This window comes from Streptomyces sp. NPDC048338, from assembly GCF_043201055.1.
Lineage (GTDB): Bacteria > Actinomycetota > Actinomycetes > Streptomycetales > Streptomycetaceae > Streptomyces.
This window is the reverse complement of record NZ_JBICYQ010000004.1, coordinates 567327-580610: the sequence shown is the minus strand read 5'-3', so window position 1 is coordinate 580610 and position 13284 is coordinate 567327. Positions and strand designations below refer to the sequence as shown.

The 13284-nt window shown below is 71.0% G+C and carries 14 protein-coding genes and 1 pseudogene; 5 read left to right on the top strand and 10 right to left on the bottom strand.

Annotation, left to right across the window (positions count from 1 at the left end):
• Positions 1–27: 27 nt before the first annotated feature.
• The 4 genes from ACGFZF_RS13045 to ACGFZF_RS13030 all read left to right on the top strand — a co-directional run bounded on the left by ACGFZF_RS13045 (position 28) and on the right by ACGFZF_RS13030 (position 3843).
• Positions 28–705 carry a plasmid mobilization protein gene (locus ACGFZF_RS13045; protein WP_371593885.1) on the top strand — a complete coding sequence of 226 codons (678 nt, stop codon included), beginning with the start codon at positions 28–30 and terminating at the stop codon, positions 703–705.
• A 14-nt stretch (positions 706–719) separates the two neighbouring features.
• The gene (locus ACGFZF_RS13040; RefSeq protein WP_266444630.1) at positions 720–2429 is read left to right on the top strand and encodes a mobilization protein; all 1710 of its coding nucleotides are present in this window, start codon (positions 720–722) and stop codon (positions 2427–2429) included.
• 101 nt (positions 2430–2530) lie between these two features.
• Positions 2531–2962, top strand: a complete 432-nt coding sequence (locus ACGFZF_RS13035; protein WP_266444627.1) for a hypothetical protein — start codon at positions 2531–2533, stop codon at positions 2960–2962.
• A gap of 95 nt (positions 2963–3057) precedes the next feature.
• Positions 3058–3843 (top strand): hypothetical protein, encoded by a 786-nt coding sequence (locus ACGFZF_RS13030; protein ID WP_158711864.1) that lies wholly within the window; start codon positions 3058–3060, stop codon positions 3841–3843.
• A 192-nt stretch (positions 3844–4035) separates the two neighbouring features.
• On the opposite strand, the gene ACGFZF_RS13025 is transcribed toward ACGFZF_RS13030, so the two are convergent.
• The 6 genes and pseudogenes from ACGFZF_RS13025 to ACGFZF_RS13000 all read right to left on the bottom strand — a co-directional run bounded on the left by ACGFZF_RS13025 (position 4036) and on the right by ACGFZF_RS13000 (position 6931).
• Positions 4036–4596: a DUF317 domain-containing protein gene (locus tag ACGFZF_RS13025; protein ID WP_266445581.1), complete on the bottom strand. Its 561-nt coding sequence runs from the start codon at positions 4594–4596 to the stop codon at positions 4036–4038.
• A gap of 234 nt (positions 4597–4830) precedes the next feature.
• Positions 4831–5157 carry a hypothetical protein gene (locus tag ACGFZF_RS13020; protein WP_244290828.1) on the bottom strand — a complete coding sequence of 109 codons (327 nt, stop codon included), beginning with the start codon at positions 5155–5157 and terminating at the stop codon, positions 4831–4833.
• A gap of 136 nt (positions 5158–5293) precedes the next feature.
• Positions 5294–5659: a DUF317 domain-containing protein gene (locus tag ACGFZF_RS13015; protein WP_266444623.1), complete on the bottom strand. Its 366-nt coding sequence runs from the start codon at positions 5657–5659 to the stop codon at positions 5294–5296.
• 353 nt (positions 5660–6012) lie between these two features.
• Positions 6013–6132, bottom strand: a pseudogene (locus ACGFZF_RS13010) (Na+/H+ antiporter NhaA); the annotation flags it as partial.
• Positions 6133–6337: 205 nt separating this feature from the next.
• Positions 6338–6469, bottom strand: coding sequence for a hypothetical protein (locus ACGFZF_RS13005; RefSeq protein WP_266354032.1), 132 nt, complete (start codon positions 6467–6469; stop codon positions 6338–6340).
• A 51-nt stretch (positions 6470–6520) separates the two neighbouring features.
• Complete coding sequence (locus ACGFZF_RS13000) at positions 6521–6931, bottom strand: MerR family transcriptional regulator (RefSeq protein WP_208869365.1); 411 nt, start codon at positions 6929–6931, stop codon at positions 6521–6523.
• A gap of 407 nt (positions 6932–7338) precedes the next feature.
• On the opposite strand from ACGFZF_RS13000, the gene ACGFZF_RS12995 reads away from it, so the two are divergent.
• Positions 7339–8841 carry a SulP family inorganic anion transporter gene (locus tag ACGFZF_RS12995; protein ID WP_266444621.1) on the top strand — a complete coding sequence of 501 codons (1503 nt, stop codon included), beginning with the start codon at positions 7339–7341 and terminating at the stop codon, positions 8839–8841.
• Positions 8842–9010: 169 nt separating this feature from the next.
• On the opposite strand, the gene ACGFZF_RS12990 is transcribed toward ACGFZF_RS12995, so the two are convergent.
• The 4 genes from ACGFZF_RS12990 to ACGFZF_RS12975 all read right to left on the bottom strand — a co-directional run bounded on the left by ACGFZF_RS12990 (position 9011) and on the right by ACGFZF_RS12975 (position 13196).
• Entirely contained in the window at positions 9011–10063 is a 1053-nt protein-coding gene (locus ACGFZF_RS12990) for a collagen binding domain-containing protein (protein WP_266444619.1), read from the bottom strand.
• Positions 10064–10143: 80 nt separating this feature from the next.
• Positions 10144–11838 (bottom strand): SpaA isopeptide-forming pilin-related protein, encoded by a 1695-nt coding sequence (locus ACGFZF_RS12985; RefSeq protein ID WP_393553685.1) that lies wholly within the window; start codon positions 11836–11838, stop codon positions 10144–10146.
• 115 nt (positions 11839–11953) lie between these two features.
• Positions 11954–12427 carry a hypothetical protein gene (locus ACGFZF_RS12980; RefSeq protein ID WP_371593882.1) on the bottom strand — a complete coding sequence of 158 codons (474 nt, stop codon included), beginning with the start codon at positions 12425–12427 and terminating at the stop codon, positions 11954–11956.
• Between the two features lie 19 nt (positions 12428–12446).
• On the bottom strand, positions 12447–13196 hold the full coding sequence (locus tag ACGFZF_RS12975; RefSeq protein ID WP_393553683.1) for a DUF317 domain-containing protein: 750 nt from the start codon (positions 13194–13196) through the stop codon (positions 12447–12449).
• Positions 13197–13284: the final 88 nt, after the last annotated feature.

Sequence of the window (13284 nt, the reverse complement as noted above, 5' to 3'; positions counted from 1 at the left end):
GGCCTCCCGGAAGGAGCCAAAGCGCCCATGCAGTCTGCTGAACACCAGCGCGAACCGGAGCTGAACAGGACCGTCAGGTCGGCCGAATCCTGCGCCCGCGAGGACCGTTCTCCCGACGTCAACTCACTCCCAGGAGGAGCAAGTTATCCCTTTGGGCACTCCACCATCGGCGGAGTGTCCAAAGGGTTCCCTGCCCCTGGTGGGCAGGGCCTCGTCCGGCGCCGGGGGACGCCCGACGAGGAGGCTGCGACCGAGGGCGGATCGCAGCCAGGAGGGGACCAACAACCCACGCACGAAGCCGCGTCAGCCTCAGCCGCCCGTACGCGACGCCGTACGTACAAGCGCCGTCAGCGCCCAAACGTGTGCAGCGTCCGTATGAGCGACGACGAGCTCGCGCTCGTCGCGACCGCCGCCAAGACAGCCGGCGTCACCCTCGCCGGCTTCTTCGCCCGCGCCGCCCTCAGCGCCTCCCGCGATACGCAGACCAGCGCTGCGGCCATCGCAGGGCGCCGCGAGATGGTCGCCGAGCTGTTCGCCGCCCGTCGCCACCTCGGACAGATCGGCAACAACCTGAACCAGCTGGTCCGCGCGATCAACTCCGGTGCCCAGCCGCCCGACGCCCAGCTCGACGCCGTGCTCGACGCGGTCCACCGCGCCTCCGCCCGCGTCCAGGGCGCCACCGCCCAGCTCCTCGAACACAACTAGGACTCCACACCACCATGGTCCCCAAAATCCACAAGCGCGGGCAGCGCACCATCGGCCTCCTGTGCTACCTGTACGGGCCCGGCAAGGCCGAGGAGCACGTCGACCCGCACCTGGTGGCCTCCTGGGACCATGGCGCCCCCGACCCCGGCCGCGATCCCGAGGTCACGTACAAGCAGCTCCAGCAACTCCTCGACCAGCCCCTGGCGCTGCTCGCCGAAGACGAGCGGCCGGCGAAGCACGTGTGGCACCTGTCGGTTCGCAACGGCCCCACCGACCGGACCCTGTCCGACGAGGAATGGGGCGACGTCGCCCGCCGCATGGTCGCCGCCGCCGGCATCGACGACCCCGACCAAGGCTCCGGCTGCCGCTGGGTCGCCGTACGGCACGCGGACGACCACATCCACATCCTCGCCACCCTGGTACGCGAGGACGGCAACCGTCCGGAACTCGACTTCGACGCCGTCCGCGTCCAGGCCGAGGCCCGCCGCCTGGAAGAGGAACTGGGGCTGCGCCGCCTCAACCCCGGTGACGGCACCGCCGCCAAGCGGCCCACCAGCGCCGAACGCCACAAGGCCGCCCGCCAGGGCCGCGAGCGCACCCCCCGCGAGGAACTCCGCGAGACCGTCCGGCGTGCCGTGGCCGGCGCCGAGAACGAGAAGGAGTTCTTCGACCGCCTGGGCGACGCCGGCGTTCTGGTGCGCACGCGCGTCGCACCGTCCGGTGACCTCCTCGGGTACACGGTCGCGCTGCCCGGAGACGTCAACGCCCAAGGGGAACCGGTCTTCTACCCGGGCTCGAAGTTGGGCCCGGACCTATCCCTGCCGCGGATCCGGGAGCGCTGGTCCGGCCGCCGGACCAGTCAGGGCGCTGAGCAGTCGGTGCCGTCGGGGCCCGCATCGGCGCGGCGCCGGGCAAGCACGGCGCTGTGGCAGGCGGTGCTGGTCATGGACGGGGCGGACGACGGGGTGGCCGCGGCATACATCGCCGCTGCCGGTGAGGTCCTGGACGCGCTCTCGAAGACGTCCGCCGCCCACACCCGGCGCGAACTACGAGACGCCGCATTCCTGTTCGAACGAGCCTCCCGCTCCCACGTGCGGGCCGAACGCGGTCACGACCGGGCCCTTCGCCAGGCTGCCCGCGACCTCGTCTACAGCGGTCCTGCACTCGGGCGGGGCGAGGACGGGGCGACGACCGCAATGGTGATCGACGCCGTGTTCTTCCTGGTGACCGTAGCCGCGCACTGGCACGGGAAGAAGGCACACGCCCAGCAGGCCTCTGCCGCCCAGCAGGCTGCCCATCACCTGCGCACGGCCTACCGGGCCGCCTCCGCGCAGCCGATGGGCGTGCTCGCCGTACGGGGCCGGTCGCTGGCCCTTCCAGTGCTGCGCCGCCAGGTCCTCCGAGTCCGGGAAGCGCTGCCGGCTGAGCTGGCGGAGCAGGTCCTGGCCGAAGCCGGATGGTCGGCGCTGGCGGCGACCCTGGCCGATGCCGAGGCAGCCGGATACGACGCCACCGCCCTGCTGGCCGACGCCGCCACCCGACGGGAGCTGGGGAGCGCCGAGTCGGTGTCCGACGTGCTGGTGTGGCGGCTGCGCCGCGCTGCGGACCTGCCGGCCGACGCCCAGACGATGCCCTTGCCCGAAGGCGCCACCGCCTCGTCGGGCGGCGCCGGACCGAAGGCCGAGAGCCCGGCAGCGAAGGGCACGCAGCGCCGCCGGAGGTGACCTGGCTTTCAGGAGTTCGCGAGTTGCCGCTGGTGGGGCCTATGGGGCACGCTTCTTGACCCACCGCCGTGTGCGGGGAGCCGACTGGGAGGGGAGCCCAAGTGTTCGGTCGCAGGAAGGCCAAGCAGGAGCGTTCGGAGCTGGGGCCGACGGGTGTCCCGTTGCTGGCGCACCCGGAACCGCAGTGGCCCGACCCGATGCAGCAGACGCCCGCCCCCGCTCCGGCCGCCCCGGTGGTGGACGACTTCCTGCCGCCGGAGTTCCGCATGGACACCGATGACGACCTGGCGGGCCGGCTCATGCCGTGGCCGCGCCTCCTGGTCGTCGAAGGCGATGTCCGTGCCTGCCCGCAGTGCGCGGCGTACCGGGACTGGGTCGTCCTGTGCACTGAGGGGCGGATCTGGCTGCGCTGCCGCGCCGGCCACGAGACCTTGGAGCCGCGGCTGGACGTGGCCTGGTACAACCGCAACAGCGGCCCGAGCAATGGCAAGTTCGGCACGCTCGAGGAGGGCCTGCGCTCCATCGGCCACTGAGCGGGTACCGCGCCCCTGGACTCTTGTGTTCCTTCCCTGCCGCTCTGAGGAGTCGGCCACGGTCAGCACACCCGCATCCGACCCAGAGAACCCGAATGCGCCTGCGCCATTCCACCGTCCTCACCAGCACCTGCCTCGCCCTCTGGGCGCTGACCAGTTGGTCCGCCCCGCCCTCCGCCACGGCGTCTGCAGCACCTCGGGCGGAAGCCTCCATACCCACCGCCAGCGACCACGAAGTGCTGCCGTCGGAGCGGCTGGCGGACCGGCTGCTCACCGCCGACGATCTCGGCCCCGGCATCGCTGCCCGCCCCGCTGCATCCGCGGCTTCGCCCGAGGCGTCCGTCGTGGGCTGCCCGCAGCTGGAGCAGCTGGGCAGCGCCGCGGGCAACCCGTACGCGGTGTTCCCGAACCAGGGGAAGCGGGTCTTCTCCGGCCCCGGCGGCACCCAGCTGGCCGAGGAGCTGTACTCCGCGCCGCCCAAGGACCTTGCTGTGGGAGTCGGACGGATCATGACCGCGATGGGCGCCTGCCCTTCGTACCAGCTGGTCACCGCCACCACCGTGGCAGAGGTCCGCACCCAGACGGTGCCGGTGCCCCGTCTCGGTGACAAGCAGTGGGGACCGGCCCTCACCGTCACCGCCGACGGGCGGCGCACCGTCGTCCAGCAGAACGTGATTCGCGACGGGCCGTGCTGCTGGTCGTCTCCGGCAGCCCGGCGGAAGTCGCGGTCCACGGGCAGACCGCCCTGGCCAAGGCATCGGCCCGCTGAGCCTGCTACCCATCTCACGGAAGACCTGGCCGCAGACGGGAGTCTTCCAGCTGCGCACTGGCACCAGCCCGGCGACCAACCGCCCGGAGGTACCACGGGTCACGGCCGCTGACCGGTGGCCAGAGGCGACCGCCTGAGCCTGGCGCCCCGCCGGACTCGCACACAAGCGCTGAGGCCGGGCGGGTCGTCGGTCATCGGTCGTCGGCAGCATCGCGACCGTCTCCTAGAGCGGCAAATCGATCGATGAGCGTACTGCTAGGGAAAGGCCGACGGCCGGACCCATGGGGGTCCGGCCGTCGGCGTATCAGACAGTCGGCTGCACAGTGAGCTGGCCCTCGCTGCTCTCCGGCAAGGAGTGGCGCAGCACCGGTGCGGGTGAGGCCAGAGAGGCGGCGAAGGCCGCAACGAGATCATGCGGCGTACTGGCGGAGAACATGGCAGCCCACAGGAGACCAGCGCCCATCCGTGGTTCACACCATGCCTGCCATCCCGCCGCTTCCGCCTCAGGATCAAGGACGAACGGGTCGCCGTCCTGAATGCCCTCATCCGGCAAAGCGGTCAAGGCCATGGTGGCGGCCAGCCGCGGGTCGGACATGGCGGTTGGGGTATCGATGTCACCGATCCAGCCGCTGCCGACCAGCGCGTCGAGAACCACCTGCGGTCCGGCGTAGCCGTGGGCGAGATCCGGGCGGTCCTCCAGGGCGAGCAAGAAGTCGGTGACAGCCTCGGACGGGGTGCCGACGGAGAAGTACGCATTCCACTGGGGAAGGCTGTCGGGGGTGGCGCGGGCAGAAACCGTCCATGCCACCGGCTGATCGCCCAGGAGGATGGGCTCGTCGGCCAGCACCCACTGCGCCCAGCTCAGTGTGTCCGAAGCGATGTACAGGACGGTGCTGCGGAGAACCTGCCGGGCGTCGTCCGATTCGTCGGGCTCACGTCGGCCCCGGACGAGGGTGAGGCTGGTCCAGCCCGCCGCGGTGAGGTGGGAGCCGACCTGGTCAGCAAGGAGGCCGTCATCGCCAGCGAGATGGCGCGGGGTGACCCAGTACGCGGGAAGGGAAGGGAAATCAGGGGACGGGGGCAGAAGTGCTCCTTGTCGTCAGGGAGTGTCGCGGCTCGTATCGTCGTCGGAGACGGCGCGCAGCCGCCGTCCACGGACAGGCGGCTCGACCGGAGGCATCCAGGTAAGGGCTTCGGCGACTGGCCTGGGGAGGTACCCGTACTGCACCGCCTCCGCGCCCTCGGCGAGATAGACAATCGGGCTCCCGTCCTGCTCCGTGCCCACTGTCACCGTGCCCATCTTGTGAGCCATGGGAAAGAAAGGATTGATCGCGAGCCGAACGCGGGCGGCAGGGGCTGCCGCAGACAGTCGTTCCATCAGGTCGGCGACGGTCATCTCGGCGCCGGGCTCGGGCTGGGGGGCCACGGTTCTCCTCACAGGTGGAAAGCGTTGTGGTGGGTGCGAATGTGCGCCGCGCGGCCTGCGGGAACGGACCACGGAAGGACGCGCGAGCCAATGGAGAACGGGAGGCGAGCGCACCGGCCTCCAGGCGGCGTGGGCACTACTGCCGTCGAGCGGTGGCGAGCACCTCGGAAACGGTAGCGACCACGAGCCGTGCCGGGGTTTGCGGGTCGAAGACGACACGGTAGCCGGGAACCTTCGCGGTGCCGGTGACGGCCAGGACCCAGCCCTCGTCCTCGGCCCCGGGGCGGCCGTCGGGAAACCACCCGAGATAGAGCCTGCCGTCGGCCGAGGAGATATGGGTGTCGGCCCTGTCGTCGACGATGAGGGTGAAGTCGCCGTTCGCCTCGGGGAAGCAGTCGATGACCTCGGTCGGCTGACCGGGCCCCAAAAGCCAGCTATGCAAGCGCAACCTCTCGATCGTGGTGCGAAATCCGGCGTTCGACAGCTCCACGGCCACAAGCATCACCTCTCTGACCTGGGAAAACCCCGAGTCGGGGGAAGGTCGTCTAGGTTGACATGCACTCCAACGCTGCACCAGTCCTTGCGGGGACTTTCCTGTCTGCCACCGGCGAACTCGACCTTGGGGCAGTGCTGTGGGCTCTCAACAACCGACTCACGCAAAGCCGCCGTGTGAGACGAAGTCACCGCACGACGGCGGGCGAACGTTAGGGCGCGCGGCCGGTTCGTCGTGCGGTCCAGCGTCGCCGCAACCAGTCACCGGCTTCACCCACCGCCACCAGGAGGGCGGCTGATGCGGCGGATTGCGCGAGCTGCGCGGGTTTTACCCAAGAGCCTTGCCCGCCACCCAGAGGCCGCGCTCCACGGGCTGTTGGCCCAGATCAGCGCGAGGACGGCTGCGCCGAGGAGGACCAGGCCGCCTACGGTCTCAGTGCGCAGGGCGCGGGTGATCGCCTGCCGTTCGGGCAGAGGGAGCAGCCCGAGGAAGGGGAACGGGTGCCGGCCATGGCCGTGAGCCTCCGGAGGGTTTCAGCGACGAGAGGGCAGCCTGCCCCCAGGACGCCGACCAGACTTCCCGGCACACCGCGCGCCACTCTTGACGCGTTCTTTACACCGTATCCACCGGTGGCCAGGCTGCCTGCCCCGCGCGCTTCCGCATGATCACATCGGTGTCAGGTTGTGATCAGCCCTGGCGGGAGGCGCACCACCAAGCAGCGACGGCGCCGAGCGCCAGTGCGGCGGCCGCGTACAGGCCAGTCCGTTCGGCAGGCATCGCGTAGAGGGCGGCGCCCGCGATCGTGAGGATTACGCCCATCACCAGCAGGGGCGAGGCCGGACAGCGGCCGGGGCGGCGGGGCATCTCGGGTCAGGACCCGGCCGGTGCGGCCTGGTGCAGGCGCGTACGGAGCGTTTCGGCGAAGTCCTCGGCGCGGGCCAGCTGGACGCGGAGCTTGTCGACCTGCTCGGCGGCGGCCTGCTCGAACTCCCGCACCCGCCCCAGCAGGATCTCGCGCTCCCCGGTGTCAAGGCCGGACTCGTTGTCGAGGCGGTCGGTGGCATCCAGGAGGTCGCGCATCTGATCGAGGGTGAAGCCGAGCGGCTTCATGCGGCGGATGACCATGAGCCGGGCGACGTCGGTCTCGGTGTAGAGGCGAAAGCCGCCCTGCGAGCGGGCCGAAGGGACGACCAGACCGGTCTCCTCGTAGTGCCGGATGGTGCGCAGGGACAGCTCTGTCCGCGCGGCGACCTCGCCGATCTGCATGTGCCTGTCGTCCACGCCCGCGGTCCCGGCCCTTCTCGTTGTAGCGGGCCGCGTGCCGTGCGACCTCACCGATCTCTACTCTAACGTTAGGGTAGAGTCGCTATTGGCGAGGGCGGCCCGTCTGCCCCGCGACTGCCGTTCCGGGGCCGATGGCGCCCCCGGCGAAGATCCGATTGTTGCAGGAGACAAGCGTGCGCGAGCTCATGACGCCGATCGCCGCCGTCTGCCCGCCGTGATGCTCTGCCTCGGATGCGAGCTGCTCGGCCGCGCACTGCGCAGGCCCGCCGCATCCACCTTTCCGATCTTCCGGCCCGTCTGATGCTCGGGTCGTCCGCGGGGTGCCGGCCCGGCTCCTCCGCGTTCTCCCGCACACCTCTGGCCTGCCAGCGGAGTGTGCCCGAGCTCGACAGGTTCCCATTCTCTTGTCTTCTTCCGTTGTGACTCCCGCCGCGCGGCTGCGCGGCCTGCGCCCGGACTGGCTGAACAATCCGAAGGTCTGGCGCACCGAAGTACTGGCTGGCCTGGTCGTCGCGCTCGCGTTGATCCCGGAGGCGATCTCGTTCTCGATCATCGCCGGCGTCGACCCCGCGGTCGGCCTGTTCGCCTCGTTCACCATGGCCGTGGTCATCTCGATCGTCGGCGGCCGCCGGGCGATGATCTCCGCGGCGACCGGTGCCGTCGCGCTGGTGATCGCGCCGCTCAACCGTGAGCACGGCTTCGGCTACCTGGTCGCCGCCGTCATTTTGGCCGGTGTCATCCAGGTCGCGCTCGGCGCCCTCGGCGTCGCCAAGCTGATGCGGTTCGTGCCGCGCTCGGTGATGGTCGGCTTCGTCAACGCCCTCGCCATCCTGATCTTCATGGCCCAGGTCCCCGAAATGCACGACGTCCCCTGGGCCGTCTATCCGCTGATCGCGGCGGGGCTGGCGCTGATGGTGTTCTTCCCGAAGGTCACCACCGTGATCCCGGCGCCTCTGGTCTCCATCGTCGTCCTGACCGTCATCACCGTCGCTGCCGCGATCGCCGTGCCGACCGTCGGCGACAAGGGCGCCCTGCCGTCCTCGCTGCCCGTCCCGGGCCTGCCCGACGTGCCGTTCACGATGGACACCCTGACCACCATCGCCCCCTACGCCTTCGCGATGGCGCTGGTCGGCCTGATGGAATCCCTGATGACGGCCAAGCTCGTCGACGAGATCACCGACACCCACTCCTCCAAGACCCGCGAATCGGTCGGCCAGGGCATCGCCAACATCGTCACCGGGTTCTTCGGCGGCATGGGCGGCTGCGCCATGATCGGCCAGACGATGATCAACGTGAAGGTGTCCGGAGCCCGCACCCGCCTGTCCACCTTCCTCGCGGGTGCGTTCCTGATGGTGCTGTGCATCGTGTTCGGGCCGGTCGTCTCCGACATCCCCATGGCCGCCCTGGTCGCCGTCATGGTCATGGTGTCCTTCGCGACGTTCGACTGGCACTCCATCGCCCCCAAGACGTTGAAGCGGATGCCGGCCGGTGAGATCGCGGTCACGGTCATCACCGTGATCTGCGTGGTCGCCACCGACAACCTCGCCATCGGCGTCGTCGTCGGCTCCGTCACCGCGATGGTCATCTTCGCCAAGCGCGTCGCCCACCTCGCCAACGTCACTGCCGTCACCGACCCCGACGGCAGTACGGTGGTGTACTCGGTGACCGGGGAGCTGTTCTTCGCCTCCTCCAACGACCTCGTCGGCCAGTTCAACTACGCCACCGACCCCGACAGGATCGTCATCGACCTCTCCGCCGCCCACATCTGGGACGCCTCCTCCGTCGCCGCCCTGGACGCCATCGAGACCAAGTACGCCCAACGCGGCAAGACGGTCGAGATCACCGGCCTGAACGACCCCAGCGCCGACCTCCACGGCAAACTCACCGGCGAACTCACCAGCCACTGACCGCAACCCCGGCCGCAGACGACTGAACACTCCCGAAGCACAAGCAGCCGTGCCCCTATAGGCGATGCGCAACTGGCGGCGAGGTTGCTGGCAGCACCACACCGGCCACAGGGGGAAACGCAGTCGGCCCCGGGAACCTGTCTGGTTCCCGGGGCCGGTGGTGGTGAGGTCAGTTGTCGTCGGTACGCCGGTGCTGGCCGGTGCCGGTGTCGCTCTCGCCGTTCTTGCGGCGGCGGGCGGCGTAGACGGCGCCGCCTCCAGCGGCGAGGAGAAGGCCGCCGGCTGCCAGGAGCCACCCGTTGGTGCTGTCAGCGCCGGTGTGGGCGAGGGAGCCTTCGGGCTTGGTGTCAGGTGCGGTGGGGGTCGCGGGAGCGGTGCCGATCTCCGGGCTGCTGGAGGGGGATGCCGCATCGGTCGGCTCCCCTGTGCCGGTCGAGGACGAGCCGGTCGGCGTCGGCTGGGAGGTGGGGTCGCCGGTGGGCTTGGCCGTCGGCTTCCCCGTCGGTTCCTCGGTGGGCTTGGCGGTGGCCGCGTTCGTGAAGGCCGCAGTGGTCTCGGCTCCGGGCTTGGCCGTGATCTCTACCGGGGTGGTCTCCAGCCGGTAGCCGTCCGGGACCTTGGTCTCGGTAGCGGTGTAGGCGCTGCCAGTCTTCTTACCGACGAGGAGGGGCGCCTTGGCGGTGCCGTCCGGGCCCGTGGTGAGGGTGAAGGTGCCCTTGTCGTCCTTGGCGTCCTTCGGGGCGATGTTGACGATGGCTCCGGCCAGGCCCTTGCCGGTGGCCTTGTCGGTGACCTTGAGGGTGAGGCCGGCGGACTTGTACGGGTCGGTGATTGCCAGGGCCTTGGGCTCGCCGGGGGCGACGACGACGTCTTGGTCGGGGACGGTGCCGAGCAGCGGGCTGCCGGAGGCGGTCTCCTTGAGGCGTACGACGCCGGGGGCGAGGTCGGAGAAGGTCAGGGTGCCGTCGGCTCCGGTCTTGCCCTCGGCGAGCGTCTTGCCCGCGGAGTCGAGCAGCTGGAAGGCGGCTCCGGGGACGGGCTGGCCTTCGGGGTCCGTCTTGACGATGCGCAGGCCGGCCTTGTCCGCCGGCGCGGGGCCGCCTTGATCCTTGGGGGCTTCGGCGGACGGGGAGGGGGCTGCGGTGGCGATGGTGGCCGGGTTGGTCAGGACGGCGACGGCAGTCAGGGCGAGCGCGGTGAAGAGGAGGGGGCGGTGCTTCATCAGGGGTGCTCCGGGCGGGATCGTGCGGTGCGGGACGGTGTGGCGCGGGCTCCGAAATCGGGGCCCGGCAGCGCGAGGGGTCAGCTGGGGGCGTCGCCCGTACGGCGGCGGCGGTTGATCAGGTAGAGGCCGCCGCCTGCGGCGAGCAGGGCGGTGGCTCCGACGGCCAGCCAGGTGGTGGCGTCGGCGCCGGTGTGAGCGAGGGATCCGGGCGGTGGCGTCGGCGGGGTGGTGGCCGGGGGTGTCGCGGGCGGGGTGCTCGGGCTCGGCGGCGTGGTCGCGGTGGGCTTGTCGGCGAGGGTGACGGTGACGTCGGCTCCGGGTCGGGCGGTGAACGCGACCGGTGAGGCGTCGAGTTGGTAGCCCTCGGGGGCCTTGGTCTCGCTGGCCCAGTAGCGGGTGCCCGCCTTGAGCGTGACGTCGAGAGGGACGGACGCTGTGCCGTCGGTCCCGGTGGTGAGGCTGGTGATCACCCTGCCGGGGGTGTGCTTGCCGGTCTTGTCCGTCTCGTCGGCGCGGATGGCGATGACCGCGCCCGGCAGGGTCTTGCCTGTGTTCTTGTCGGTCTTCTTCACCGACAAGCGGGCCTTCTTGAACGGGTCGACGAGGTCGAGGGGGTTGGCCTGGGCGGTGCGTCCGGCGGTGATCGTGATGGTCTGCTCGGCGATCAGGTCGTGGACGGGGCTGCCGGAGGAGGTCTCGCGCAGCCGGTAGGTGCCGGCGGGGAGCTTGTCGAAGACGAGGTTGCCCTGTTCGTTCGTCTTGCCTGCGGCGATCTGCTTGCCGTCGGAGTCGAGGAGCTGGAACGCTGCGCCGACCAGGCGGGTGCCTTCGGGGTCCTTCTTGCGGATCGTCACGCCGCCGGTGGCCTCGCCGACGGTGATGGCGGCGGAGTCCTTGACGCTGGTGGTGCCCCCGGCGAGCAGCATCCGCTGGGCAGCCGGGTTCTTGGGCGTGAGGACCTGCAGCCCCGTGGCGGGCAGCCCCTCGGCCGTCGCGGTGACGCTGGCCGTCCCGGGCTTCTCGGCGGTGAACTCCCAGGCGCCCGTGCCGTTGTCGTCGGTGGTGACCGTGACCTTGCCGGAGGCGGTGCCGGAGCCCGACTCGGCGAGCGTGACGGCGACCTTCGGTACCGGCGTTCCGGCGGTGGTGGTGACCTTCACCGCGACGGTGACCTTCGTCCCGGCGGTGGTGGTCCTCACCAACGGCGTGATCTGGAGGGTGTAGGGGCCCTCGAGCTTCTTGGCCTCAGCGACGTAGCCCTGGGCGAGGGTGCGTGCGGTCGGGGAGACGGCCGGGTACGCCAGGCGCTGCTTGCCGCGGTCGCCGTCGAGGGCGTAGGTGCCGCTGGCCAGGTACTCGTACACCACGGCGTCGACCGCGGCGGCCTGTGCGTTGTCGCGGGTCTGCCCGTACTTGCCGATCACATAGGCGGCCTGTGCCAGGTTCTCCTTGGTGACGGGCTTCCCGGTCACCGACGACGTCCAGGACGGGACCGGCTGCGGCTCGCCGTAACCTCCGGCGTCGGCCGGGCCCTTGCGTTCAGGGTCGGCACAGTAGGTCTCGGTGTCGCCGTGGACGGCCGGTCCGGGCGGGCCGTAGGCACCGATGTGGCTGGAGGCGGCGTGTCCCTCGGAGTCCGGGATGGTGTAGCCGGGGCCCAGCACCACGGAGGCTTCCGGGGCGGCCATGGCCGTCGCAGGCAGCAGGGTGCCTGCCGCGAGGGCGGCGACAGCGACGGCCAGGTGGGCGGGGTGGGCGGGACGAAGGCGCATAAGGAGGAGAGGGTCCTGTCGGTGGAGAGGGGAAGGCGGGTGCGGGCGGCGGCGAGTCAGTAGGCGCGATGGGCCAATGACGGCCGAGGGACGGGGCTTTACGGCAGGAGGGTGGTCACCGCGCCCGGGCAGCGGAGGTCCAAACTTGCGGGGCCGCGGCGGCGGGGGGCTGGCCGGTCCGTACCGGTGGAGCGCCGGGGATCCACAGGCGTACGTACTGGTCGATCGCGGCCCGCAGCCGGGTAACGCCGATGCCGACCCACGGGGGGTGCTCGCTGTGGTTCCAGTCGTTGAAGGTGCCGTACTCACCCTGGCCGGGCTTGTGTCCGAGGCGCCGGTCTCGGGTGTCGAAAGCGCCGTGGTCGGCGAAGCGCAGCACGGCGGTGTCGATCGGTCCTTTGTCGAAGTGCACGATCTGCAGTCGCAGCCCGTCGTAGCGGTCAGCGTAGATCGTGGGGGCGAAGTCGATGCGGAGCCGCAGCGGGAGGGCTGGGGCGGGGGCGGCGTAGTAGGCATCGCCGACGACGGCGGCCTCGGGGTAGGGCAGCGTGAGGTGGTCGGCGAAGAACTGTTCGGTGAACAGGGCCAAAGGGGTTCCTCGTTGTCGGTCAGCGACGTACAGCGCCGCGGGCGGGAAGGGCAGCGGAGGGGGTGGTGGCGGTGCTCCAGCGCGGCACGCTGCCGACCGCGGCGGGCGGGTGGACCCCGATGCGGGGGCGGAGATCGCGGGGAGTCGGCACCGGAGGACGAGGCGGTACGACGGGCGTGAGCTGCGCGAGGGCGGCGAGCTGACGGTCGAGGCCCTGTTGCCAGCGGGCCACGGGAGTTGTGTCGGTGAACGCCTCCGCAGTGGCCGCGATGAGGGGGGAGGGCGTACGGGGGCTGAACGTGATCTCCGCGCGGGTGCCCCAGCCGGGAGGGCCGGCCCACAGTTCCGTCCCGTCCGGCAGGTCGCGGCGGGAGCGGTTGATGTAGACACCCGCGTTGCTGTCGGGGGCGGTCAGCTCCACGGTGCCGACCTCGGCGCCCGTGCGCTGCCAGCCGGCGGCGACCAGCGGTGCCAGGCTGTCGGCCCAGTACGCCGACGGGGCCGCGAGGAAGCGGTCGTGGCCGTCGGCCCAGTCCCGGGCGAGGGCGGTGGTGAGGGCGGCGACGAGCTCGGGCGGGGTGTTCTGGTTGACGATCGCGGTCCATTGCGGTCCGGAGACCGCGTCGGGCGCGGCGCTGATCGTCCACAGGTCGTAGTCGTCTCCGGCCCAGCCGATCCGGATGCGGTGGTCCGGGCTGGTTACGACGAGCTGGTGGGGGCCCTCGTCGAGGTGATGGTGGGGCCAATGCTTGACGGGCGAATCCGGCATCGCCGTGGCCGGGCGATCCGGCGAGGTAGCGGGGGGTGACGTAGACGTCGCCGTCCACGGTGGTGGCGGACTGGGGGGCGGATGAAGG

Bases quoted from the DNA above. Each gene is read 5' to 3' on its own strand.
- ACGFZF_RS13045 (WP_371593885.1), top strand. From the start codon at position 28: ATGCAGTCTGCTGAACACCAGCGCGAACCGGAGCTGAACAGGACCGTC.
- ACGFZF_RS13040 (WP_266444630.1), top strand. From the start codon at position 720: ATGGTCCCCAAAATCCACAAGCGCGGGCAGCGCACCATCGGCCTCCTG.
- ACGFZF_RS13030 (WP_158711864.1), top strand. From the start codon at position 3,058: ATGCGCCTGCGCCATTCCACCGTCCTCACCAGCACCTGCCTCGCCCTC.
- ACGFZF_RS13015 (WP_266444623.1), bottom strand. From the start codon at position 5,659: ATGCTTGTGGCCGTGGAGCTGTCGAACGCCGGATTTCGCACCACGATC.
- ACGFZF_RS13005 (WP_266354032.1), bottom strand. From the start codon at position 6,469: ATGGGCGTAATCCTCACGATCGCGGGCGCCGCCCTCTACGCGATGCCT.
- ACGFZF_RS12990 (WP_266444619.1), bottom strand. From the start codon at position 10,063: ATGAAGCACCGCCCCCTCCTCTTCACCGCGCTCGCCCTGACTGCCGTC.
- ACGFZF_RS12985 (WP_393553685.1), bottom strand. From the start codon at position 11,838: ATGCGCCTTCGTCCCGCCCACCCCGCCCACCTGGCCGTCGCTGTCGCC.
- ACGFZF_RS12975 (WP_393553683.1), bottom strand. From the start codon at position 13,196: ATGCCGGATTCGCCCGTCAAGCATTGGCCCCACCATCACCTCGACGAG.